Origin of the sequence: Longilinea arvoryzae, assembly GCF_001050235.1 — a bacterium.
GTDB classification, from domain to species: domain Bacteria; phylum Chloroflexota; class Anaerolineae; order Anaerolineales; family Anaerolineaceae; genus Longilinea; species Longilinea arvoryzae.
In genome coordinates, this window is record NZ_DF967972.1 from 460,269 (window position 1) to 479,865 (window position 19,597).

At 58.6% G+C, this 19,597-nt stretch carries 23 protein-coding genes; 7 read left to right on the top strand and 16 right to left on the bottom strand.

Features of this window, described 5'->3' with window-relative positions; genetic code table 11:
• Positions 1 to 278: 278 nt before the first annotated feature.
• The 7 genes from LARV_RS02115 to LARV_RS02145 all read right to left on the bottom strand — a co-directional run bounded on the left by LARV_RS02115 (position 279) and on the right by LARV_RS02145 (position 6,403).
• Positions 279 to 641, bottom strand: a complete 363-nt coding sequence (locus LARV_RS02115; protein WP_075072086.1) for a nuclear transport factor 2 family protein — start codon at positions 639 to 641, stop codon at positions 279 to 281.
• A gap of 17 nt (positions 642 to 658) precedes the next feature.
• Entirely contained in the window at positions 659 to 1,477 is an 819-nt protein-coding gene (locus LARV_RS02120; RefSeq protein WP_075072087.1) for a YybH family protein, read from the bottom strand.
• 130 nt (positions 1,478 to 1,607) lie between these two features.
• Entirely contained in the window at positions 1,608 to 2,066 is a 459-nt protein-coding gene (locus LARV_RS02125; RefSeq protein ID WP_083522265.1) for a hypothetical protein, read from the bottom strand.
• An 8-nt stretch (positions 2,067 to 2,074) separates the two neighbouring features.
• On the bottom strand, positions 2,075 to 3,301 hold the full coding sequence (locus LARV_RS02130) for an aminoacetone oxidase family FAD-binding enzyme (RefSeq protein WP_075072088.1): 1,227 nt from the start codon (positions 3,299 to 3,301) through the stop codon (positions 2,075 to 2,077).
• Between the two features lie 48 nt (positions 3,302 to 3,349).
• Entirely contained in the window at positions 3,350 to 3,772 is a 423-nt protein-coding gene (locus LARV_RS02135) for a VOC family protein (RefSeq protein ID WP_075072089.1), read from the bottom strand.
• Positions 3,773 to 4,107: 335 nt separating this feature from the next.
• Positions 4,108 to 5,013: a CPBP family intramembrane glutamic endopeptidase gene (locus tag LARV_RS02140; protein WP_075072090.1), complete on the bottom strand. Its 906-nt coding sequence runs from the start codon at positions 5,011 to 5,013 to the stop codon at positions 4,108 to 4,110.
• Positions 5,014 to 5,482: 469 nt separating this feature from the next.
• Positions 5,483 to 6,403 carry a GNAT family N-acetyltransferase gene (locus tag LARV_RS02145; protein WP_075072091.1) on the bottom strand — a complete coding sequence of 307 codons (921 nt, stop codon included), beginning with the start codon at positions 6,401 to 6,403 and terminating at the stop codon, positions 5,483 to 5,485.
• Between the two features lie 310 nt (positions 6,404 to 6,713).
• Between LARV_RS02145 and LARV_RS02150 the strand changes: the two genes are divergently transcribed.
• Positions 6,714 to 7,691, top strand: a complete 978-nt coding sequence (locus tag LARV_RS02150) for an aromatic ring-hydroxylating oxygenase subunit alpha (protein WP_075072092.1) — start codon at positions 6,714 to 6,716, stop codon at positions 7,689 to 7,691.
• Positions 7,692 to 7,775: 84 nt separating this feature from the next.
• Here LARV_RS02150 and LARV_RS02155 read toward each other — a convergent pair whose 3' ends face one another.
• The gene (locus LARV_RS02155) at positions 7,776 to 7,979 is read right to left on the bottom strand and encodes a hypothetical protein (RefSeq protein WP_075072093.1); all 204 of its coding nucleotides are present in this window, start codon (positions 7,977 to 7,979) and stop codon (positions 7,776 to 7,778) included.
• A gap of 220 nt (positions 7,980 to 8,199) precedes the next feature.
• On the opposite strand from LARV_RS02155, the gene LARV_RS02160 reads away from it, so the two are divergent.
• Positions 8,200 to 8,751 carry a TetR/AcrR family transcriptional regulator gene (locus LARV_RS02160; protein WP_075072094.1) on the top strand — a complete coding sequence of 184 codons (552 nt, stop codon included), beginning with the start codon at positions 8,200 to 8,202 and terminating at the stop codon, positions 8,749 to 8,751.
• A 58-nt stretch (positions 8,752 to 8,809) separates the two neighbouring features.
• Here the strand turns inward: LARV_RS02160 and LARV_RS02165 are convergent, their stop codons facing one another.
• Entirely contained in the window at positions 8,810 to 9,268 is a 459-nt protein-coding gene (locus LARV_RS02165; protein WP_075072095.1) for a GNAT family N-acetyltransferase, read from the bottom strand.
• Positions 9,255 to 10,064: an endonuclease/exonuclease/phosphatase family protein gene (locus LARV_RS02170; RefSeq protein ID WP_075072096.1), complete on the bottom strand. Its 810-nt coding sequence runs from the start codon at positions 10,062 to 10,064 to the stop codon at positions 9,255 to 9,257. The genes LARV_RS02165 and LARV_RS02170 overlap by 14 nt, the downstream gene beginning before the upstream one ends.
• 294 nt (positions 10,065 to 10,358) lie before the next feature.
• Here LARV_RS02170 and LARV_RS02175 point away from each other — a divergent pair, with 294 nt between their 5' ends.
• The 5 genes from LARV_RS02175 to LARV_RS02195 are packed head-to-tail and all read left to right on the top strand — an operon-like array spanning position 10,359 to position 14,234.
• A complete protein-coding gene (locus LARV_RS02175; protein WP_236709903.1) occupies positions 10,359 to 10,913 on the top strand; it encodes an RNA polymerase sigma factor in 555 nt (184 codons plus the stop codon).
• Positions 10,910 to 11,809 carry an anti-sigma factor family protein gene (locus LARV_RS02180; protein WP_075072098.1) on the top strand — a complete coding sequence of 300 codons (900 nt, stop codon included), beginning with the start codon at positions 10,910 to 10,912 and terminating at the stop codon, positions 11,807 to 11,809. The genes LARV_RS02175 and LARV_RS02180 overlap by 4 nt, the downstream gene beginning before the upstream one ends.
• Before the next feature lie 52 nt (positions 11,810 to 11,861).
• A complete protein-coding gene (locus LARV_RS02185; protein ID WP_075072099.1) occupies positions 11,862 to 12,644 on the top strand; it encodes an ABC transporter permease in 783 nt (260 codons plus the stop codon).
• A 10-nt stretch (positions 12,645 to 12,654) separates the two neighbouring features.
• Positions 12,655 to 13,320 carry a hypothetical protein gene (locus LARV_RS02190; RefSeq protein WP_075072100.1) on the top strand — a complete coding sequence of 222 codons (666 nt, stop codon included), beginning with the start codon at positions 12,655 to 12,657 and terminating at the stop codon, positions 13,318 to 13,320.
• Between the two features lie 11 nt (positions 13,321 to 13,331).
• Positions 13,332 to 14,234, top strand: a complete 903-nt coding sequence (locus LARV_RS02195) for an ABC transporter ATP-binding protein (RefSeq protein ID WP_075072101.1) — start codon at positions 13,332 to 13,334, stop codon at positions 14,232 to 14,234.
• Between the two features lie 97 nt (positions 14,235 to 14,331).
• Here LARV_RS02195 and LARV_RS02200 read toward each other — a convergent pair whose 3' ends face one another.
• The 6 genes from LARV_RS02200 to LARV_RS02225 all read right to left on the bottom strand — a co-directional run bounded on the left by LARV_RS02200 (position 14,332) and on the right by LARV_RS02225 (position 19,147).
• Entirely contained in the window at positions 14,332 to 15,600 is a 1,269-nt protein-coding gene (locus tag LARV_RS02200) for a tail fiber domain-containing protein (RefSeq protein ID WP_075072102.1), read from the bottom strand.
• Positions 15,601 to 15,639: 39 nt separating this feature from the next.
• A complete protein-coding gene (locus LARV_RS02205; RefSeq protein WP_152031658.1) occupies positions 15,640 to 16,200 on the bottom strand; it encodes a hypothetical protein in 561 nt (186 codons plus the stop codon).
• Positions 16,201 to 16,229: 29 nt separating this feature from the next.
• Positions 16,230 to 16,796, bottom strand: a complete 567-nt coding sequence (locus LARV_RS02210; protein WP_075072104.1) for a hypothetical protein — start codon at positions 16,794 to 16,796, stop codon at positions 16,230 to 16,232.
• Between the two features lie 260 nt (positions 16,797 to 17,056).
• Positions 17,057 to 18,229 carry an acyltransferase gene (locus tag LARV_RS02215; protein ID WP_075072105.1) on the bottom strand — a complete coding sequence of 391 codons (1,173 nt, stop codon included), beginning with the start codon at positions 18,227 to 18,229 and terminating at the stop codon, positions 17,057 to 17,059.
• A 121-nt stretch (positions 18,230 to 18,350) separates the two neighbouring features.
• On the bottom strand, positions 18,351 to 18,590 hold the full coding sequence (locus tag LARV_RS02220; protein ID WP_075072106.1) for a hypothetical protein: 240 nt from the start codon (positions 18,588 to 18,590) through the stop codon (positions 18,351 to 18,353).
• Complete coding sequence (locus LARV_RS02225) at positions 18,587 to 19,147, bottom strand: DUF1697 domain-containing protein (RefSeq protein ID WP_075072107.1); 561 nt, start codon at positions 19,145 to 19,147, stop codon at positions 18,587 to 18,589. Before LARV_RS02225 ends, LARV_RS02220 begins: the two co-directional genes overlap by 4 nt.
• Positions 19,148 to 19,597 lie beyond the last annotated feature (450 nt).

Genomic DNA, 19,597 nt, shown 5'->3' on the forward strand with positions numbered 1-19,597 from the left:
AGGTCCTGCATTTTACAGAAACAATCCTACACTACTTGATCAATTAGAATTGTCTTCTAGTTAACCAACAAGATATGTAAAATCCATTACTAATCTCTGGTTAATCGAATCAAATCATTGAAGAACTGATTCTTTATTGATAGAGAATTTATCCTTAATGATAATCCCCACTTTTATTATTATACCTTTTATACTCATCCTCACAATAAAATGAAAACTATATCCATTATGGCTATATCCGAACATTTGGAAACTGGCATCAACCCAAGGTCCTCCCATCAGGTTTCGAAGTAAATAAACGTATGTCGCTTGAGAATCTGTCGATCCTTTACGACGAAGATCGCGACACCTTTTTGGATAGTTTGGCGGACGCCCTTTTCGGTCCGGTACCACTCCAGAAATGCGGTGATCACGTCGTCCTGCACCATGGCGTCCTTCACCGCCACCCGGATGGTGGGTTCCTTCTCGAACCAGTCCCGCAGGAAGTTCTTGGAATTTTGAATGGGATCCGCTTCACCCGGCCCGATGTCGTCGTCAGAGTAATCCGGATGGAGATAGACATCGAGCGCGTCGACATTGTGTTTGACAAAGAGTTCGTCGAAATAATCGCGAATGAAATCAAGGGCCTGTGCGTTGGTCATAGGTACCTCCTTCGGGCTCATGCAGCCCGCTGCCCCTGATTGAATGAAAAGTGGGTATGCAGGATACGCCATTGGCCATCCCGCCGCACGTATACCTCGCTCACATTCCAGGGAGTGCACCGGGCAACCGAACCGTCCGGATTCAACGAGGTTGAGATGAAGCGGAAGGGCATGACGGCCAGGTCGCCGCACACGCGCACCTGCGGATCGACGAAATCCATGACTTCGAAGAATATCTTTCCAGCAGCCTGGGCGTAGTAGGCGCGCAAGGCCTCGCAGCCGGTCAGGCGCGGCTGTGTGCCGACGTCGAGGTAGGTGACCTCAGGTGTGCTGATCTCGACATAACCGAATGGGTCGCCTGTGCGCCAGCGCTGCATGGCGGCTGCCTCGAGCGTCATCAGCTCGCCCAGCACACCCTCGAAGGGCGCCGGCGCCACCTGGATGGGGATGGGCACCTCCAGGCGCTCGGGCAGGCGCTGCTGGATGTAACCCCAATGGCCATGTACGATCTTCCACTCGCCCTGGCGCCGAAAGTAGACCTGGGTCACGTTCCACAGCGGCCGGCCGCCTTCGGCTTCGAGCAGGGAATAGGTCAGCACGGCGGCGTCCCCGACCCGCGTGACCTGCGGCTCGATCAACTCGGGATCGATCGGGCAAATGCGCTGGACGGGGCCCTTCAGGTAGGCCTTGAATTCCGCCAACCCCAGGATGGGTTTGGACAGGTTGGGATCGATGTAGATCAGATCCGCGGCGCTGATTTGCGCCCAGGCAGGCGAGTCGCCGCCGCACCAGCGCTTCACGGCAGCTTGCTCGAGAGAGAGGATGGATTCAGACATATCTGAAACTCCAGATGATAATTTGATCCGTATCAGGGAGGATCGGTTATCCAATCCATCGATGATTGTACAAATTTTCTATGATCGCGTCAAGAAAAAGCGCCCTCCAAAACTGGAAGGCGCTTAATTTTTACTTCTTCGAATACCGCCTCACGGCCGGCGACAGCGTGATGATCAGGATCAGCCCCGCCCATGTGTAATAGGTGGTGTGCAAAAACATAAACGGCACCCAGATCAGTTCGACCGACAGCCACAGGATGACGATTACCGCGGCCGCCAGCGAACCCGCCCAACTCCAATGAAATTGCTTGAACGGGTTGATGGCGTCCGGCCAGGTCCAACCCGGCTGCTTCCACAATCCGTAAGCGACCCCGAACGGGTAGATCCCCACGAACAGGAAAAGGATCAGGCCGGGGATGAAAAAGCTGGAAAAAGGCGCGCCCTTCATCACACTGAGCGGCATGTGCATAAGGCTGCCATCCGGCGAGGCCATGAGCAGCGCCCCACTGGCGACCGCGCCCACGCCCAATAAAAGCTGCAGGACGATCAAGATCCAAACGAGCAAAGGCTTCGATGTTTTTTCTTTCATGATGGCTCCTATCCATCCTTTCCGGCAGCCGCCCGGCCGGCCAGGGCTCCGCTGCTGAATGCGAATTGCAGGTTATACCCACCGCACGGGCCGACCACGTCCAGCGTCTCGCCGGTCAGGTACAGCCCCGGCGCTCGGAGCGATTTCATCGTCTGCGGGTCGACTTCGCTGACCGGCACGCCGCCGGCTGAAACCTGGCAGAATTCGAAGTCGCGCACGCCCTTGACCGGCAGGCGCATATCCTTCAATCCGCCGACCAGCCGGCGCAGCGTGGCATCGTCCACATCGCGCAGGGCGACCTCGCCTGCCAGGTGGGCGATCTGAAGGAGCAGCCCGGACACTTTGGGGGCGAAAAAGGCGTCCAGAAAGACGCCCAGCGGCATGGAACTGGCCCGTTTTTGGGCCAGCAGGGCGTCGAACTCGGCCTGGATGTAACCCAGCAGGTCAAGCGACAATTCGATTGTTTGTCCCGGGCGGGCGGAGACCAGGTGCGAGAGGTCCATTACCGCCGGGCCGTTCAGACCCCATTCGGTGAAGATGAGGTTGCCGCGCGTGGCGCCCAGGACCTGTTCACGGCTGTCAAGCAGGCTGGCGCGAACGTTCAGACGCATACCCTGCAGCGGGCGCAGCCTGCCCAGGTCGACCAGCAGCGGGGCCAGCGCCGGGCGTTTGGGCAGGACGGTATGACCCAATTTCTCGAGCACCGGGAACAACTCGCCGCGCGATCCCAGGGACGGGTAGGCCTTGCCGCCGGCCGAGACGATCGCGCGCGCGAAAGTCTGCTCCTGCTCGCGTCCGTCACGCCAGAACCGGACGCCGAAACCGCCTCCGGCAGCCCGCAGCGAACTCACCTGCGCCGCGGTCAACAGCGCCACCCCGGCCTGCTCCAGCGCGCTGGCAAAGGCCTCCACCACCGACTGGGCCGAATTGGAAAGCGGGTAATACCAGCCGTCATCGGTCATCTGGACCGGGACGCCGATGGCCGTTAACATGTCGATCCAATCCGACACGCCGAAGCGCCCGAGCAGCGTCTCCATCCAGGCCGGATCCGCGCAGGCGTACTTTTCGGCTGCCACACCAGCGTTGGTGATGTTGCAGCGTCCGCTGCCGGTGACCAGCAGCTTGCGCCCGACCGCGGCGTTGCGCTCGAATAGGGTCACATCGGCCCCATTCCAGGCCGCCTGGAGGGCCGCCGCCATACCCGATGCGCCCGCGCCGAGAATTGCGATCTTCATGCCGCAATTATACCCGTGGATTTCCGAACCCACCGGAGGATGCAGTGTTCAGACATCCCGGCCGGCCAGCGGGTGGTCCGGGCTGAACTCGATCAGGTCCCACAGGTTGCCGTACAGGTCCTCGAACACAGCCACCGTGCCGTAGTCCTCGGTTTTCGGCGCGCGGATGAAATGGATGTTCCCGGCGAGCATCTCGTTATAATCGCGCCAGAAATCATCGGTCTTCAGGAACAGGAAGACCCGCCCGCCGGCCTGATTGCCGATGAAGGGTTCCTGCTCGGGTTTGGAGGCGCGCGCCAGAAGCAGGGTCGTGCCGGTTGATCCGGGCGGCGAGACCACCACCCAGCGTTTGTCCTGGGCCGGCTGGTAAGTGTCCTCGACCAGGGTGAAGTGCAGCTTTTGAGTATAGAAGGCGATGGCTTCGTCGTAGTCGCGGACGACCAGGGCAATGTGGGCGATGGATTGTTTCATAAAAATTCCTTGATTCAATTGACAGCGAATAGGCAATTCATTCGGGGGCGCCGTCCGATCGCTTCGTAGCGATCGACCCGCCTGTCCTCGTAGGAGAACATGTCGAATCTCGCGGCAGTTGGCGGACACACAGGTCCGCGTCTACATAATTCTATCCGAGCCGGGTGCCTGTACCCAGCACAGGTGCCTGTACCCGGCATGGGCACCTGTACCCGATATGGGTGCCTGCACCCGATATGGGTGCCTGCACCCGATATGGGTGCCTGCACCCGGAACGGGTGTCGACCAAACCCGGGCGGGCGGACACATAGGTCCGCGGCCACACAGGCCGGGGATTAACCGCCCGGGGTGATGGAGCCCATGGCCAGGAAGATAAAGATGAGTACGTCCTGCCAGAAGTGGATGAACCAGGCCCAGAAAAGCCCCCGCGTTTCCAGCATGGACTTCCCCAGAAACCAGCCCAGGAAGGCGGCCAGGATCACGCCGATCATACCATACGGGACGCCGTAGAAGTGCAAAATGCCAAAATATGCCGCCAACAACAGCAGCGATTGGCGCCGGCCGACCACATCTTCCAGCACGGACAGGAACGAGGCCTTATAAGTCATCTCTTCGTTGAACGCGTTCAAGGCCGCCGAGAGCAGCACAGCCGGCAAATAGGGGGTGACCTGGATCAGGATGCTCAGCGACGGCCGGCCGGCGATGACCAGGAAGGCCAGCGTGCCCAGGCTGATGCAGCCGGCCGAGATGAGGCCCACCCGATTCCAACGGTCCCCGCTCTTGATTCCCAGCCACGGAACGGGCTCCACCACCGGCGCGGAGAGGTCGCCCCTGGCGAGGAAAAAGGCAGTGCGCTTCTTTTTCAGGATGAACAGACAGGCAATGATGACCAGCGTCACGATCAGGTTCAGGGTTTGCTCGGCCGGCATGTACACCTTGAAGGACGGGTTGTTCAACCAGGTCCGGTAGATCGCCAGGCGGTCGACGCGCGTGTAGACCAGCCACTGCGCGCCGGCCAGGACGACAAAAAGGCCGAAGAAGGCTCGCAGCGGGCGAATCGGCTTCCACAGGAAGGCCAACCCCAAACCGGCGACGGCGATGCCGGCGTCGATAGCGTACTGCAGGTTCTCAGAGACGTGATAATGAAAGATCTCCTGGAGAACGATCCTGGTGAGTGTCATCGCGAGAATGGCTGCCCAGGCCGTGACCAGAATGAAAATTCGATTCTGCCGGTTATCCATCGTTTCCCTCCCCAGACACCCGTCGGTTACGGCACACCATCCAGTATAGAGGTTCTTGTAATTTCTCAGGCGAAATTCTCGGCCCAATTATAAAGAAAGCGCCTTCCCAGGGGGAAAGCGCTTCGCATTCTCAAACCAGTTATCGACCCGTACAGACGAATTGGGCCCGGATGAATCGGAAATCGGATCGTCCCGGTTAATCCATCCGGCCGGCCTTTCCCGGATCATTCGGGTTTCTTGCCGGAAGGCAGCTTGGCCTTCTGGTGCTCCTGCTTCTTTTGAAGCTGTTCCTGCTTTTGTTTGTTGGCTTTTTCCTTGTTCTTCTTACCGCCTTTGTCTCCCATCCTACTCCTCCTTTTATGGAATATCAGGCTCAATGAAATCAGAGAGGTTTTTCAAGCTGTTCGACTGAAATTATTATAACCACTTAGGGCTCAATAACCAACCGGATCAAGTTGCCGGTATTTTTCTACCCCGGTTTTAATTCATAGTGAAACCACCGCATGCAGCCGCAGGGGCCCAACTTCTCGTATAACCCATTGGCTTCGTTGCTGTAGCCGGTGATGTAGGCTCTGCGGATACCGCGCGCTTTCAGACGTTGCATGCAGGTGCGGATCACGGCTTCGGCCAGGCCCAGACGCCGATATCGGCTGTGGGTGCATACTTTTTCGATTTCGGCCACCCCATGGACCGGGTCGTTGAAACCCACGCAGGAAGACACGTGGACGCCTTCCGGGGTCACCACCGAAAAATCGAAGGCGGGTTCGTAAGCCGGGTTCTGATGAGAATATACCGTCGTAAGCAAATCGAACTCGCTGATCTGATCCTGGTTGTGATAGGCGTTGTGATACAACAGCGTCTTGCTGCGTTCGTCGGTGTTCTCGCACATGTTCAGGATGCGAAAACCCTCCGGCAAGCGCAGCGGATTTTCCGAAACGGCCTGGATATCGTAGGCCCGCGTGGTGGCGACGATGCCGTTGGAGTGAAAGCCGCGCCGTTGGAGCGCGATGAGCGCGCCCGCCTGATGCTCGTGCACCTCGGTTTTAAGCGAGCCGTAGCGCGGCATCCAGTGCTCGACGGTCCATTCCAGGATCTCGGCGTACAGATAATCGCAGCCGGGCAGCGTGAAGATGAAGAAAATATTGTCCCCGTTCTCCGAAAGCACAAAACCAAGCAGTTCGTCGAATGGCCCGAACCAAAGCTGCGCATGATCGCGGCAAAAAGTCGGCATGCACTTCTGGTCGTTCCACAGTCCGTATTTCCAATCACCCAGGCGGCTGAAGAGCCAGATGAAATGATCCTGCCGGGCGGCGTAATCGGCACGCACAAAATGCCACATCTTCTCGAAATCGCGGCGCTCATCGTCGAAAGGGCGGTCGTAGACGTACATCGTACAGCCTCCATTGGAATAACAAATCCAATATCGTATCTGGAAGTTAATTCTACTGCATGGCAGTCTTCAGAAACGCCAGACTCGCCTGACCATCCGGCGAGTTCCGGATGATCCATTCGACCGGAATTTCTCCCGCCCACGTCCACACGACCCTGCAGAAGCAACCGCCTGGCCGGAATCCGCCGGATGATTTGCCTCTGTCTATCTACTATATAATAGTAGCAATCCCCCTCGAGCCTTTTGGCTGGAAATCCCCAATCTCATTTTCGAACCCTGCCGCTTCTTCTCACCGGTCAAGGAGAACCCAATGATTCGCAATCAATGGTATGTCGTGCTGGAATCGAATGAAGTGAAAAGTCGCCCCGTCGGGGTCACCCGCCTGGGCGAGAAGCTGATCTTCTGGCGGGAACCGGGCGGCAAGGTCTGTGCTGCTCTGGACCGCTGCCCGCACCGCGGCGTGGCCCTTTCCAAGGGGAAAATCCAGGACGGTCATCTACAGTGCCCGTTCCACGGCTTCGAGTTCGACGGTTCCGGCCGGTGCAGGCTGATTCCGGCCAATGGGCGCAAGGGCGCCATTCCAAACGCCATGCAGTTGAACACCTATCCGACCTATGAAGCCCACGGGCTGATCTGGCTGTGGTGGGGCAACCCTGTGCCCGAAGGGGTGCAGGCACCCGAATTCTTCGACGACCTCGACGACACCTTTTCCTACGGATCGGCGCATGATCCATGGGACGCGCATTACTCGCGCGTCATCGAAAATCAACTCGACGTCGTTCATTTGCCGTTCATTCACGGCAGGACCATCGGACGCGGCAATCGCACCCTGGTGGATGGGCCGGTGGTGGAATGGAAGGGCGACCGGCTGCTGTATACCTATGTTTTCAACCGCGTGGACGATGGGACGCCGCCGCGCCGGCCGCGCGAACTCTCGCCCCGAGAAGCATCCAGCGTACACCTGGAATTTATCTTCCCAAACTTGTGGCAGAACTACATCAGTCAGGATGTACGCATCCTGGCTGCCTTCGTCCCGGTCGATGATGAGCACACCTTGCTGTATCTGCGTTTCTACCAGCGATTCCTGCATGTGCCCGTCCTGGGGAAACTGCTGGCTCAGCTGGCCATGCCGGTCAACCTGTATATCGCCCATGAAGACCGGCGGGTGGTCGTCACCCAGCAGCCCAAGGCCAGCGGTCTGAAAATCGGCGAAATTCTGATCCCGGGCGATCTGCCCATCGTCGAATACCGCCGGAAGCGGGCCGCTTTGATGGACTCGCGATCCTGAATTTTCAGGAACATCGAAAAGCGCCCTCCATCTGGAAGGCGCCATTGAGGGAAAAAGGGTTCGATCCGCTTGGAAGTGAGACGGTTATTCTGCTCTGAGGATTTGTCTGGCGCCGACAACCCTGCGCTTGCCATTGCCGGTCTCGACGACGTAAGTGGTCTTTCCAAGTATTTCCCGGACCTCGACGACCTTTCCGGTGACGGTCTGTTCTTCGTTGGTGATCGACTTTTCTACGAGCAAGACTTCATCACCAATCGCAAATCCGTCATTGGATACCTGAGATGTCATTTCAAAACTCCTGTGAATGTTGATCACGGCAGGCGCACCAATGGTTTGGACGGAGCGCGCATACCCTTGTATTTATACCGTCCAGACGGTATAAATATACCACAGAATCCCGATAAGACAAGGGTAACCCGCTCCGGCGCCGGTTTGGAGTCGCTCCCATACACTCCAGGCACCGGCTCGACGGTATAATTACCCGAGAAATTCACGAGGAGCCGCCAAGATGCCCAAATCCGGAGAGCCGACCCACAGAGCGCTTTTGGACGCCGCCAACCGCATCGTTCAGAAATACGGCGTGGAACACCTGACCCTGGAACTGACCGCCGAAGAAGCCGGTATCAGTAAAGGCGGTCTGCTTTACCACTTCCCGACCAAGGAAGCGCTCATCAAGGGCATGATCCAGGATTACCTGGAACGCTTTACCACCGAGTTCAACGCGACGGCGCAGGAAGAAGCCCTGTCTTCAACAGGCCGCTGGACGCGCGCTTACCTGAAGACCACCTACGAAGATAACCAGCGCAATCCGAGCATGAGTTCAGGGCTGCTGGCGGCGGTGGCCACCAATCCGGCGCTGCTCTCGCCCATGCAGCAGACCTTTGGCGAATGGGTCGAACTGTTGGAGAAAGACGGCATCGATCCGACCCGCGCGCAAATCATCCGCCTGGCCGTGGACGGCCTGTGGATGGTCGAGTTGTTCGGTCTGGCGCCGCCCGATCCGGAAATGCGAAAAAAAGTTTTCGAAGCCCTCAACGCAATGATCGATGCCGGTTCGTGAGGATTTGAGCCATTATTTCACGATAAAAGAGGGCGAACCTGTGAGTTCGCCCCGATGGTCATGCGGATAGAGCCAGGACAAAATAGGCATCTCCATCCTGGTAATGTGTGATGCGAAAACCGTGAGTCTGATAAAACTCGATCACATCCTGCCAGGTGGCCGTGGTCTCGAGAATGATTTTCTGAAGTCCGTTCAGTCTGGCGTGATCGCATAAGCGCGCCAGAATTTGCCCGCCGATGCCTTTGCGGCGCAGTCCGGCCGCCACCGACATGCGTACGATCTGGGCGGTATCCGCCGACAGCGGCACCAGTGCGCCGGTGCCAACGACAGTCTGTCCCTGCCAGGCGACCAGAAAATACGCGCCGGCATAGGAGCGGCCGATATCGTTCAGATCGGGATTCAGGCTCAGGTCGAGCGTACCCCAATGCCCGGCCAGCCCCGCCAGGATGAGCGCTTTGACCGCGGCCTGATCCTCGGCCTGAAACGGTAGAAACCGAATTTCCTTATCCGGGTTCATTTTTCGTCCCTTCCCCGGTTTGCTTCCACTCGACCTCGGCCCTGAGTGGGTAATGATCGGAGGGATAGCGGTTATGATTCTGCCAGGGATCGACCGAGGTGGACAGTGTCGTGAAGTGCCGCGACCCCAGAATCCAATCGATGGTCTTGAAGGCTTCCGGATTGCCGTAGCCGTGGAATGTGATTGCATCCGCCTCGCCCGGATGGGCCTGGCGGTAGACGTCGTGAAGTCTGTCCTCCGCGGTCAGCTCGCGGTAGGCCGGCGAATCTTTTTCGGAGTTGAAATCACCGGTCACGATCAGCGGCAGGTCGGGCGTAATTTTCTTCGCCCACCCGCGCAGCAGGTGGGCCGCACCGGCGATGGCTGCCGGTTGAAGATCGAAATGAGTGTTGAGAAAGACCAGCCTCCGTCCGGTCGGGCGGTGGAGGAGTTCGGCCCAGGCGGCGGTGCGCGCAAAGGTGGCGTCCCAGCCAATGGAGCCCGGAATTTGCGGTGTTTCGCTCAACCAAAAATGGCCGGCCCGGAGCACCTGAAAGCACTCCTTGCGCACGAAAATCGGCGCCATCTCGACCCCCGTTTCACCCCCGCCGCCGCGCTGGACGCCGTAGAATTGATATTCCGGCAGGGCGGCTTTGAGAAAGCCAGCCTGGCCGTCGTCGCGGCACTCCTGAACACCGAGCAGGTCGGGCTGAAAGGCCTGAATCCGGGCCAGGACCAGCGGCTTGCGATTCTCCCAACGATTCAGGCCATCGGCGCAGTTGCTGCAACGGATATTGAAGCTCATGATGCGGATCATGCACCCATTATCCCACGAAGTGGGACTTTGCCATAAAATGGCAGAATGCCATAAAATGGCCTTGTGCCATAAAATGGCTTTGTGCCATGAAATGGCAACTTGCCATGGGTGGGCAGAAAAACGGTTCGGCCATTTCTTACGTATATCTTTTCAGAAATAATCCTCCAATATTGAACCTTTTGCCTTCGGTGGGGTACATACGGATGAAAGCAACCGGTTGAAACCAACGAAGACAAAATGATCGCAGACTCCTTGGCTAAGAACTTCCTTCAGACAAATCCGAAAGAGCAGGTTGTGCCACCGGATCAGGTGCACGACTTCGAATTGCTGCGCCGCATCGCCGGCAAGGACGAGGCCGCCCTGCAGGAGTTGTACGCCATCCACGGCCAGCGCCTGTACGCCTTCGCGCTGCGCCTGACGGACGACCCGGCCCAGGCCGAGGACGTGGTCCAGGATGCGCTGGTGGCGGTCTGGAACCTGGCGGATTCGTACCGCTGCGAGGGCCGCCCGATCGCCTGGTTGATGGGCATCGTCCATCACACGGCGCTGAAATCCCTGCGCCGGCGCTCCACCCCGCTCTCCGAGGAAGACGAAGCCAACCTGGCCGCAGCCGACCCGCTGCCTGAAGAACAGGCCCAGGCCAACCAGCAGGCGATCTGGATCCGGCAGGGGCTGCGGGTGCTGTCGCCCGAGCATCGCACGGTGCTCGAGCTGGTCTTCTACCAGGGATTGAGCCTGCAGGAAACCGCCAAGGTCTGCGGCTGTCCGCTGGGCACGGTCAAGAGCCGCCTGAACTACGCGCGCCAGCGCCTGCGCGGCCTGTTGAGCCGAACGGAGGAAACCCGATGAGCCACTATCGTGATGAACTGCCGCTGTACGTCGCCGGTCAGTTGAAACCGCAGGAAAAAGCAGCCGTGGATGCGCATCTGCGCGAATGTGTGGCCTGCCGGGATGAATTGGCCATCTGGCTGTCCCTGGCGGTGGAGATCCGCGCGGCGGACGCCAAAGTGACCGCTCCGGCTGGCCTGGCGGAGCGTGCGCTCGAACGCATCCACACCCCGGAAGCCGAGCCCAAGCCGGCCCCGCGCCTGTGGAGAACCTGCCAGAGCGTCTTCAGCCTCCTGCGCGCGCAGGCCTACCTGATCAAGCGCGAGATCTGGCCGGCCACGGCTGGCATCATGGCGCTTGGCGTCATCCTGGGCCTGCTCTCGAACCACGTCGAGGCGATTTCCTACATTGCCCCGCTGGTGGCCGCGGCCGGTCTGACCGCGCTGTACGGTCCGGAAAATGATCCGGCTCACGAACTGGTCCTGGCCACGCCCACCTCGTCCTGGAAGATCCTGCTGGCGCGGTTGAGCGTCGTCTCGGCCTACAATCTGCTGCTGGCGCTGCTGGCCTCGCTGGCCATGCTGCTCATCGTCCCGCCCAACCTGCTGGGCATGATCATCCTGGGCTGGCTGGCGCCGATGGCCTTTCTCTCCGCCCTGGCGCTGCTGCTCTCGCTGTGGATGAAAACCAGCACGGCCATCGCCATCGCCTATGGGCTGTGGATTCTCCAGTATATGAAGTTCTCCAAGGTTTTCGACAACTGGGGTATTTCAGTCCAATTGAATCACTTTCTGGATATCTATCGAAGTTTCTGGCAATCCCCGGAGTTGCTGCTGATCTTCGCGCTGGTTTTACTGGCCATTGGCCTGTTCTCGACGCACTTCAGCGAGCACAGCCTGAATCAGACCCCGGGTTGAGTCTCCGTCAACCGGTTGCAGGAACTTCCATCCCGAACCTTTGGAAAATTCGATGAAACAATTCTTCAATGTCACACGCTATGAGTTTTCGATGTCCATCCGGCGCGCCGGATTTTGGATCACCTATGTGCTGTTGGGCGGGTTCTATCTCGTCTCGATTTTGATCCCGGCCGGCAGAGACAGCGCAGTCATCGCCCCCGACCAGATCTGGCCGGAAGCCGGCCACCTGGTGTTCATGTTCAACATCTTTCTGCCGCTGCTGGCCGGACTGCTGTCCGCCGATCGTATGCAGCGCGACTTTCGCAATGGGGTGCGCGAACTGCAACGCAGCAGCCCACTCTCGACGCCGAATTACATCCTGGCGAAATATCTCGGAGTATTGATCTCGACCCTGCTACCGTTTTTCCTCATCCTGATCATTGCGGGGTTGTATTCGGTGTTCAAGGGCCTCGCCCCGTGGGAATTCCTCTGGCCGCTTTTTGTGGCGTTCCTGGCCATCGCCCTGCCGGCGCACGCCTTCGTGGTGGCCTTTTCACTGGCCTGCCCGCTGGTCATGCCGCTGCGGGTTTACCAGGTGTTGTTCACCGGTTACTGGTTCTGGGGCAACCTGCTCAGCCCAAAGGCATTTCCCACCATCAGCGATACCGTACTGAACGCGGTCGGCCAAATTCCGTTGCAGGCTTACTTCAGTGTAACCAATGCTTCGACCCACCCCGTCAGCGATACTTTCACCCGCCCGCAGGCAATGCTCAACGTGCTGGTGCTGACGGTTCTCATCGCCGCCGCCCTGTCCACCGCCAACGCTTACCTGCGCTGGCAGGCCAGACGCGCCTAGGAGCATCGCCATGAAACGATTCTCACTGCGCTATTTACTGCTCACCTCGCGCTTCGAACAGATCTGGTTTCCGCTGGCTTTCTGGGCGTTGTTCGTGATCATCGCCTTCCTGCGCGGGCCGGAATACATCGTGGATACCACTCGCGCCTACCTGGGTGCGGTCATTCCGCTCGGCGGCGGCATCCTGGCGGCATACGCCGTCCTCGAAGACCCCGCGCTCGAACTGCGTTTTGCCACCCCGGTCACCAGCCTGCAAACGCTGCTGGAACGGCTGGTCCCCACTTTCCTGGTCCAAACCCTCTTTGCGCTGACCTATCAACTCTTTGCGGTTGCGTTTGGGGCGGATTTCGCGCCGATCTACGCCACCTGGGGTAGTCTGCAACTGGCCTGGTTGGTCCCAACCCTGGCGCTGATGGCGCTGGGCTGCTTCAGCGCCATGCTGGCCACACGGGCCACCACCGGCGCCCTGCTGGCCGGCATGGTCTGGCTGGTGCAACTGGTCGCGCGGAGCTGGTTTGCCGAAAATGAAATCGGAAAGTATCTGCTGGTGTTCATGAGCAGCTTCATGCTCGACCACCCGGCGCTGCGCGCCAACCAACTCGTCCTGGGCGCCGTCAGCCTGGCCTTCTTCCTCGCTTCCTGGGCGCTGCTGCAACGCCAGGAACGTTACATCTAAAGGGTTTACACATGATCTCGATCAACTCGCTCTTCAAAACATATCACGCCAACGGTCACTCGGTGCACGCGCTGAACGGACTCGATCTGGAAATCGGCAACGGCATGTTCGGGCTGCTCGGCCCGAACGGCGCCGGGAAGACCACCCTGATGCGCATCCTGGCCGGCATTTCCAACGCCAGCGGGGGTTCGGCCATCGTCGACGGCCACAACCTTTCGACCCAGGCCGGAAAACAGGCCGTCAAGTCCACGCTCGGCTACCTGCCGCAGGAACTGGGCATGTACACCGAATTGAGCGCCTACCAATTCGTGGATTATATGGCCATTCTCAAGGGGCTGGACGATCCGCGCAGGCGCCGCCAGCAGGTGGGAAAAGTGCTCGAACTGGTCGGCCTGAACCAGGAAGCCGGGCGCAAGATCAAGGGCTACTCGGGCGGGATGAAACGCCGCGTCGGCATCGCCCAGGCCCTGGTCAACGACCCCCGGTTGTTGATCGTCGACGAGCCCACCGCCGGGCTCGACCCGGAAGAACGCATCCGCTTCCGCAACCTGCTGGTCAACCTGTCCACCGAGCGCACGGTCATCCTCTCGACCCACATCGTCGAAGACATCGGCCAGACCTGCCAGGACCTGGCGGTGCTGGCGCGCGGCGAAGTGATCTTCCGCGGCAGCCCGATAGCCCTGATGCAGTCCGCGGCCGGGCATGTCTGGACGCTGACCTGCGCCGGCCTCGATAAGCCGGATCACGATCTGACCGTGCTCTCCATGCTGCACCTGGCCGAGGGCACGCAGTACCGCCTGGTGGGCAATAGCGCCGCGGATTATCCCGCCGCGCAGGAGGTTCAGCCCGGCCTGGAAGACGGTTACGTCTGGTTGATGAAGTGCCGCGGCCATTCCGTGGAAGGGCTGTCATAAGCCGAAAGCGTTATCCAAAGAAAGGCGCCCTCCGCATGACCACGGGAGGGCGCCTGATGATTAAGCTCCTGCCAGGAAACAAATCCAGGCCAAAGATTTATTTTTGCGCTTCAGCCAGTTCCTGCACCAGCTTCTCCAGTTTTTCAACCCGCTGCTCCAGGTCGGCATTCTGCAGTTCCAGGGTGGTGATGCGCGCATCCTGCGCCTCGCTCAGGCGCGTCAGCTCCCGAATGGCTGCCAGCGATACCCCGTTCGCATCCAGGGCCGCGATATGCTTGTTGTCGGCTCCCAGGCCAAAGGCAGCGTAGAAATCCTGCGCGGTCGGGCCCATGTGAACCACCTGACTGCCTTCAGCCTTGTAGCTCCAGGTCGTAACCGGCATATCCAGCAGTTTTTGCAGAATTTCGGCGCCGTCGACCGGTAAAAAACCCATCTTGACGTTGGCATCCGAAAATTCGACGATGTACCCATCCACCCGGACGTTACCAGCGACATGCAACTTCTCAGTCGGGTTCGACGTCCCGACGCCCACACAACCGGTAGAGTCAACGTACAGGGAATTCGCAGGCGCTCCGGCCTCCAGGGTAAACAATTTCCGGTTTGCCGTCGCGTCCATGATCGTGAAATAACTGCTGCCTCCACTGGCAGAATCGTTCATGACCAGGCGCCAGTCGTTGGCCGGGAAACCTGCCAGGCTGGTATCGTCAAAATAGACCTGTAAATTATTCTCTTTGAGTTTGACGGTATCGTATCCAAAGTTTTCACTGCCATCGGTCAGGCAATCCAAACCAACGCACAGACTTCCCGCGACAATCTCATCATCCGGCTGCACGACGTCCAACGGTGTGGCGATATCGGTCGATTGCGCATTTTGCACAGGATCCGTATCCGATCCTTCGACCGCCGCCATGGCAAACGAACCGTTGTTGATGTAGAAGGCGCCGGATTGCGTCAAGGATTGTTGGGGTAACTTACCCGCCTGCTGCAGCTCCAAAATGGTTTGGTCGCGGTTCTCCGGGGTGACCTGTGCCAGAATATTCAAAGTTTCCGCGTCCAATGGCGGCATGACCACCAGCTCATACCGGTATAGACCATCTGCCAGACGATTCCCGTCCGGGTCTGTCAAACCCAATGTTGACGACTCGCCGTAGTCGAATACTTCCCCGCCCGGCGCCGCAATACGCAGATACAGGTGAGAATATTCTCCCACCGGTGTCCAGGTGATGGTATTCGGAGTGAATACGACATCCGCCAGCTCCCCGGGAACGGTCGATTGCGCCTGAACGGGTTTCCCGTTTGCCCCAACGGTGAACAGGCAGAAGATCATCACCACAACAAAGATCGAGAAGAACGGTTTTGTTTTCATGGATTCAAATCCTTGGATGTGTCAATTTCAGAAACCGCCTTAGCGCCCCACCAGCGGAAGGAACATGCGCAGACCGGTATAAGACCGGATCTCAAAAATCGGGCGGATATCCAGCGTCCCGCCGGCCCCGTTCGAATAAACAAAATGCACCACGGGATATTCGGACGCCGTGAGCCGGGTTGTGTAGCCGCTCAAATCCAGCGATAGCCACGTTCCAGTCGCGGCCGTGGTCAGGTCGACCGGGCTGGAAATGGTGCGGTGATAGCTGCCGTCGATGCCGTAGATATCCAGCGTCATCGTCACCGATCCGCTGTAATTCCCCGAACGGTTAAGAATATAAAAGCAAGCCGAATCGATCACCTGCAGCGAGGACACCGCCGGAAAGACGTAGTAGCTTTCAGAAGCAGATGCCGTCTGAACGACTGCGGATGGCGTCTGCGGGCGACCGGTCAGGTTGGTCAGATTGAGAGCCCCGATGACATCGATGCCATAGCGCCGGAATACCGTGCCGGGGGTGGCCGAGGCAGCCTGTGCGATGGAGAAAATACTCCCCAGCAGAGCCGCTCCCAGAAGCAGCGCCAAAATCCTTCTTCGTATCATTTCATCCTGTCCTTCCTGAATGACACGGATTAATGGACCACGACATCGAACAACAGGCGCGCGTCCAGATTATCACCTGCCACGCCGGAGAGTGCGGCGTGGAAAGCCAGAAATTCCCCTGGATTGATGACCAGATTGCCGGCCGTCGCCGAAAGCGGCAGCGCGACCCACTGGCCGGTAGCCGCGGCTTCCAGGTCCACATTTGCCAGCGATACGCTGCGTTTCAACGTCCCCGCGTAATCATAGACGCGCAGGGACAGCCATACATTCCCGCTATACGCGCCGGTTCGATTCAGGATATAGAAACTGGCGCCATCCACCGTTTTCACAGTGGCAGCCGCCGGAAAAATATAGGCCAGTTCGGTGACTCCCCGGTTCGTGCGGAATACCCCGCTGGATTCCAGAAAGCGCCCGGTAGCGGCCAGGTAAGTCGGGCTGCCTTCCACATACGTACCCACCGACCATCGTTCGCCCCCTGCGCCCGGCAGCGCCGGACTTTGAGCCTGTGCCAGTAACGGCGGCACGAAAAACCAGGCCAGTCCGAATACGCAGCTCAAGATCACAAAACCTGAAAACAATTTCCACAAACGAGTCATTTCCTCTCCTTTCATACTCGGGAAACGCGAAAAAACGGCCCTTCTTAATCCTCAATGAAGGCCATCGGTAATAAACTTGGATTGTCGTTTTTTCAGGATGCGTAATAGTTGGAACTATATCTCTGGTAAATGAATAGCCTGATTAGGGATTCATAAAGACATGCACCCTAAAGTTACAATTCATTATATACGAACATATTGGATTCATCCGATTGGATGACCAAGAAAACCCGGCCGCGCGGTTTTCGCAGGCAATTAGGTCAGAATTTAGGCGGGACGGCGGTAGGCCGTGAGGTCAGGTCCCGGAGCCGGATCGAAAGAGCGGCCTTTACCCGGTGCAATCCTTCGGACGCCAGTGTGATGAGGGTCACCGAACACAGCGCCGTAAGCGGGATGCGCAGCAACGGGTTGAGCGCGTCGCCCCTTAAAAATGGCAGTCCAAACGGCAGCAGCTCGTTCACCAGCGGGTGGAAAACGTAGATCCACAGGCTCTGGCGCGAGATGACCTGAACGAGCCCGGCGAAAAGCGGGGAGCGGTCGCGCAGTCCGGCCAGGGGATCATCCGAAAAGAGAGAGGTCAGGCACAGCGTGGCCAGGATGACGTTCAGGCCGACCTGGTTGCTGAAAAAACCGTCATATTTGCCCTGCGCCAGCGAGAGCGATCCGGTGCCGAATAGCGTGACGAGCGTCATCAGGACGGCAATGCAAAGTGCCCAGGGCTTTTTGAGATTCCACCGGCGCAAATTGAAGAAATACCCGCCGAAAAGGAAGTAACCGGTGAAATCGACGAAGGCGCTCGGAAAAATGGCGATGCGGATGGGGCTGAATCGCTGGATCAACGGGACGATCGCTGTCGCCACGACCCACAGAATCAGCATGTACTCGACCCGCGCGCGATTCTGCGGCGTGAAGATGGGCCGCAGAATGGGAGTCAGGAAATACAGCCCGATCAAGGTGTAGAAGAACCACAAATGGTAATACTGCGGCTCGCCAAGGGTCCTGGCCAGGAAGTCCAACACCTGGATCGAACCGTTGGCGGCATGGGCATACAGATAATAAACCAGTGAGGCGACCAGAAAGGGCGGCAAAACGGCCCGGGCGCGTTTGCGCAGGAATTTGGGGATGGATTCATCCGGCCGCGCCGGATTGAGTAAAACGGCCCCGGACAGGATGAAGAAAATCGGCGACAGGAAATTCACCGCCAGGCCGGTGAAGACATTGCCAGCCCACCAGTCCAGGGCGTGGGCCGGAATGTTCAAAATATCATGAAAGCCGCCGGCGGCATGATAGAGCACCACGCACAGGCAGGCCAGGGCGCGCATATCATCGTACACGGCGACCCGGTTTCGATCCCAGGTGCGAGCCGGATCTAGTTTTAGAAATAAATGTCCAAAAGCCGTCTTCGTACCGGCCGAATCGTTCGCAAATTCCAAGAACTTCGCTCCACTCAGGTTAAGGCCTCGCCAACGAACACGAGATTATATCACTCCCGCGCGGCCTTACCGTCGGAAGGGGTTGGATGCGATTCCTGCGACCCGTCGGTCGATCACCGGTTCAGTCGGCCCTTTTCTTGAACGGATTGGGGTTGGGATAACAGCACAGCAGGCTGTCCAGATATTCGACGCCGCAAAAATAGCGGCAGATGGACACATTCTTGACCGCGCAGAAATGCTCCTGGGTGTTCTCGGCAACGTTCCAGGGACAGGCATCCTGCTGCCAGGATATCGTACCGGCCGGCGTGGTCAGATCGATGTCCATGTTGGCGCCTTTGAGCTTTTGGATGGTCGGAGTCATTCGAAATCCTCCTGGGCGGCCAGTTTTCCGGCCAGCCCGGCGATGGCGCACACGCTGCGCCAGTTGCGATCGGTCATCACCACACCGAGCAGCTTCTCCGCGCCGGCGGCCAGCTTCGAACGGCCGACGCCCTCGGGGGCGAACAGGTAGAATACCCGGCCGATGAGTTGAAAGCGTTCGCTGTCCGCCTTGATCCGGGCGAGCCCGGGCAGATCCGGATTCGAAGGCTGAACGGCGAGGAAACCCAGGTGCAGGACCTGGGGGTTGGCCTCGGCTTCGGGAAAGGGATTCTGCGCCATGGCCTGCCCGAGTTCGGCCAGGCTGAGGAGCAGAATATAAGGTTCGAAGCCATGCCGGCGCCGGATTTCAGAACGGATGGCGTCCGCGAGCCGGGATGCGTCCGCTTCCGGGCTGGCAAAGACCGCGTTGCCGCTCTGGATATAGGTCTGGACGGACCGGCAGCCGATGTTCTGCAGGTCGGCGACCAGTTCCTTCATCGGCAAAAGGCTGTTCCCGCCGACGTTGATGCCTCGAAAAAGCGCAATATAGGTGTTCATTTCAATAACCTCAGAGGAGACCTAACCCCCTAACCCCCTTCCCGTCCCGGGAAGGGGGGAAAATCTGTCAGTCAAAGACCGTCTGTTTTTCACGCTTCGAGACCTTACCCTGGCTCCATTCTGAATGGGAACGGGAATCATAGTCATTGGATTAGAACGGCTTACCCCCCTTCTCTCCCCGCAACGGGGAGAGAAGAGGTCGGGGGATGAGAGAGGTCCGTCCCAACCCAGATTTCTCCATCTTCCTAGCGGGTCAGCACGGCCTCGGCCGGTAGGAACGAGAATCATAGTCATCGGATTAGAACGGCTTACCCCCCTTCTCTTCCCGCTTCGGGGAGAGAAGGGGCCGGGGGATGAGAGAGGTCCGTCCCAACCCAGCTTTCTCCATCTTCCTACCGGGTCAGCACGGCCTCGGCCGGTGGGAACGGGAATCATAGTCATTGGATTAGA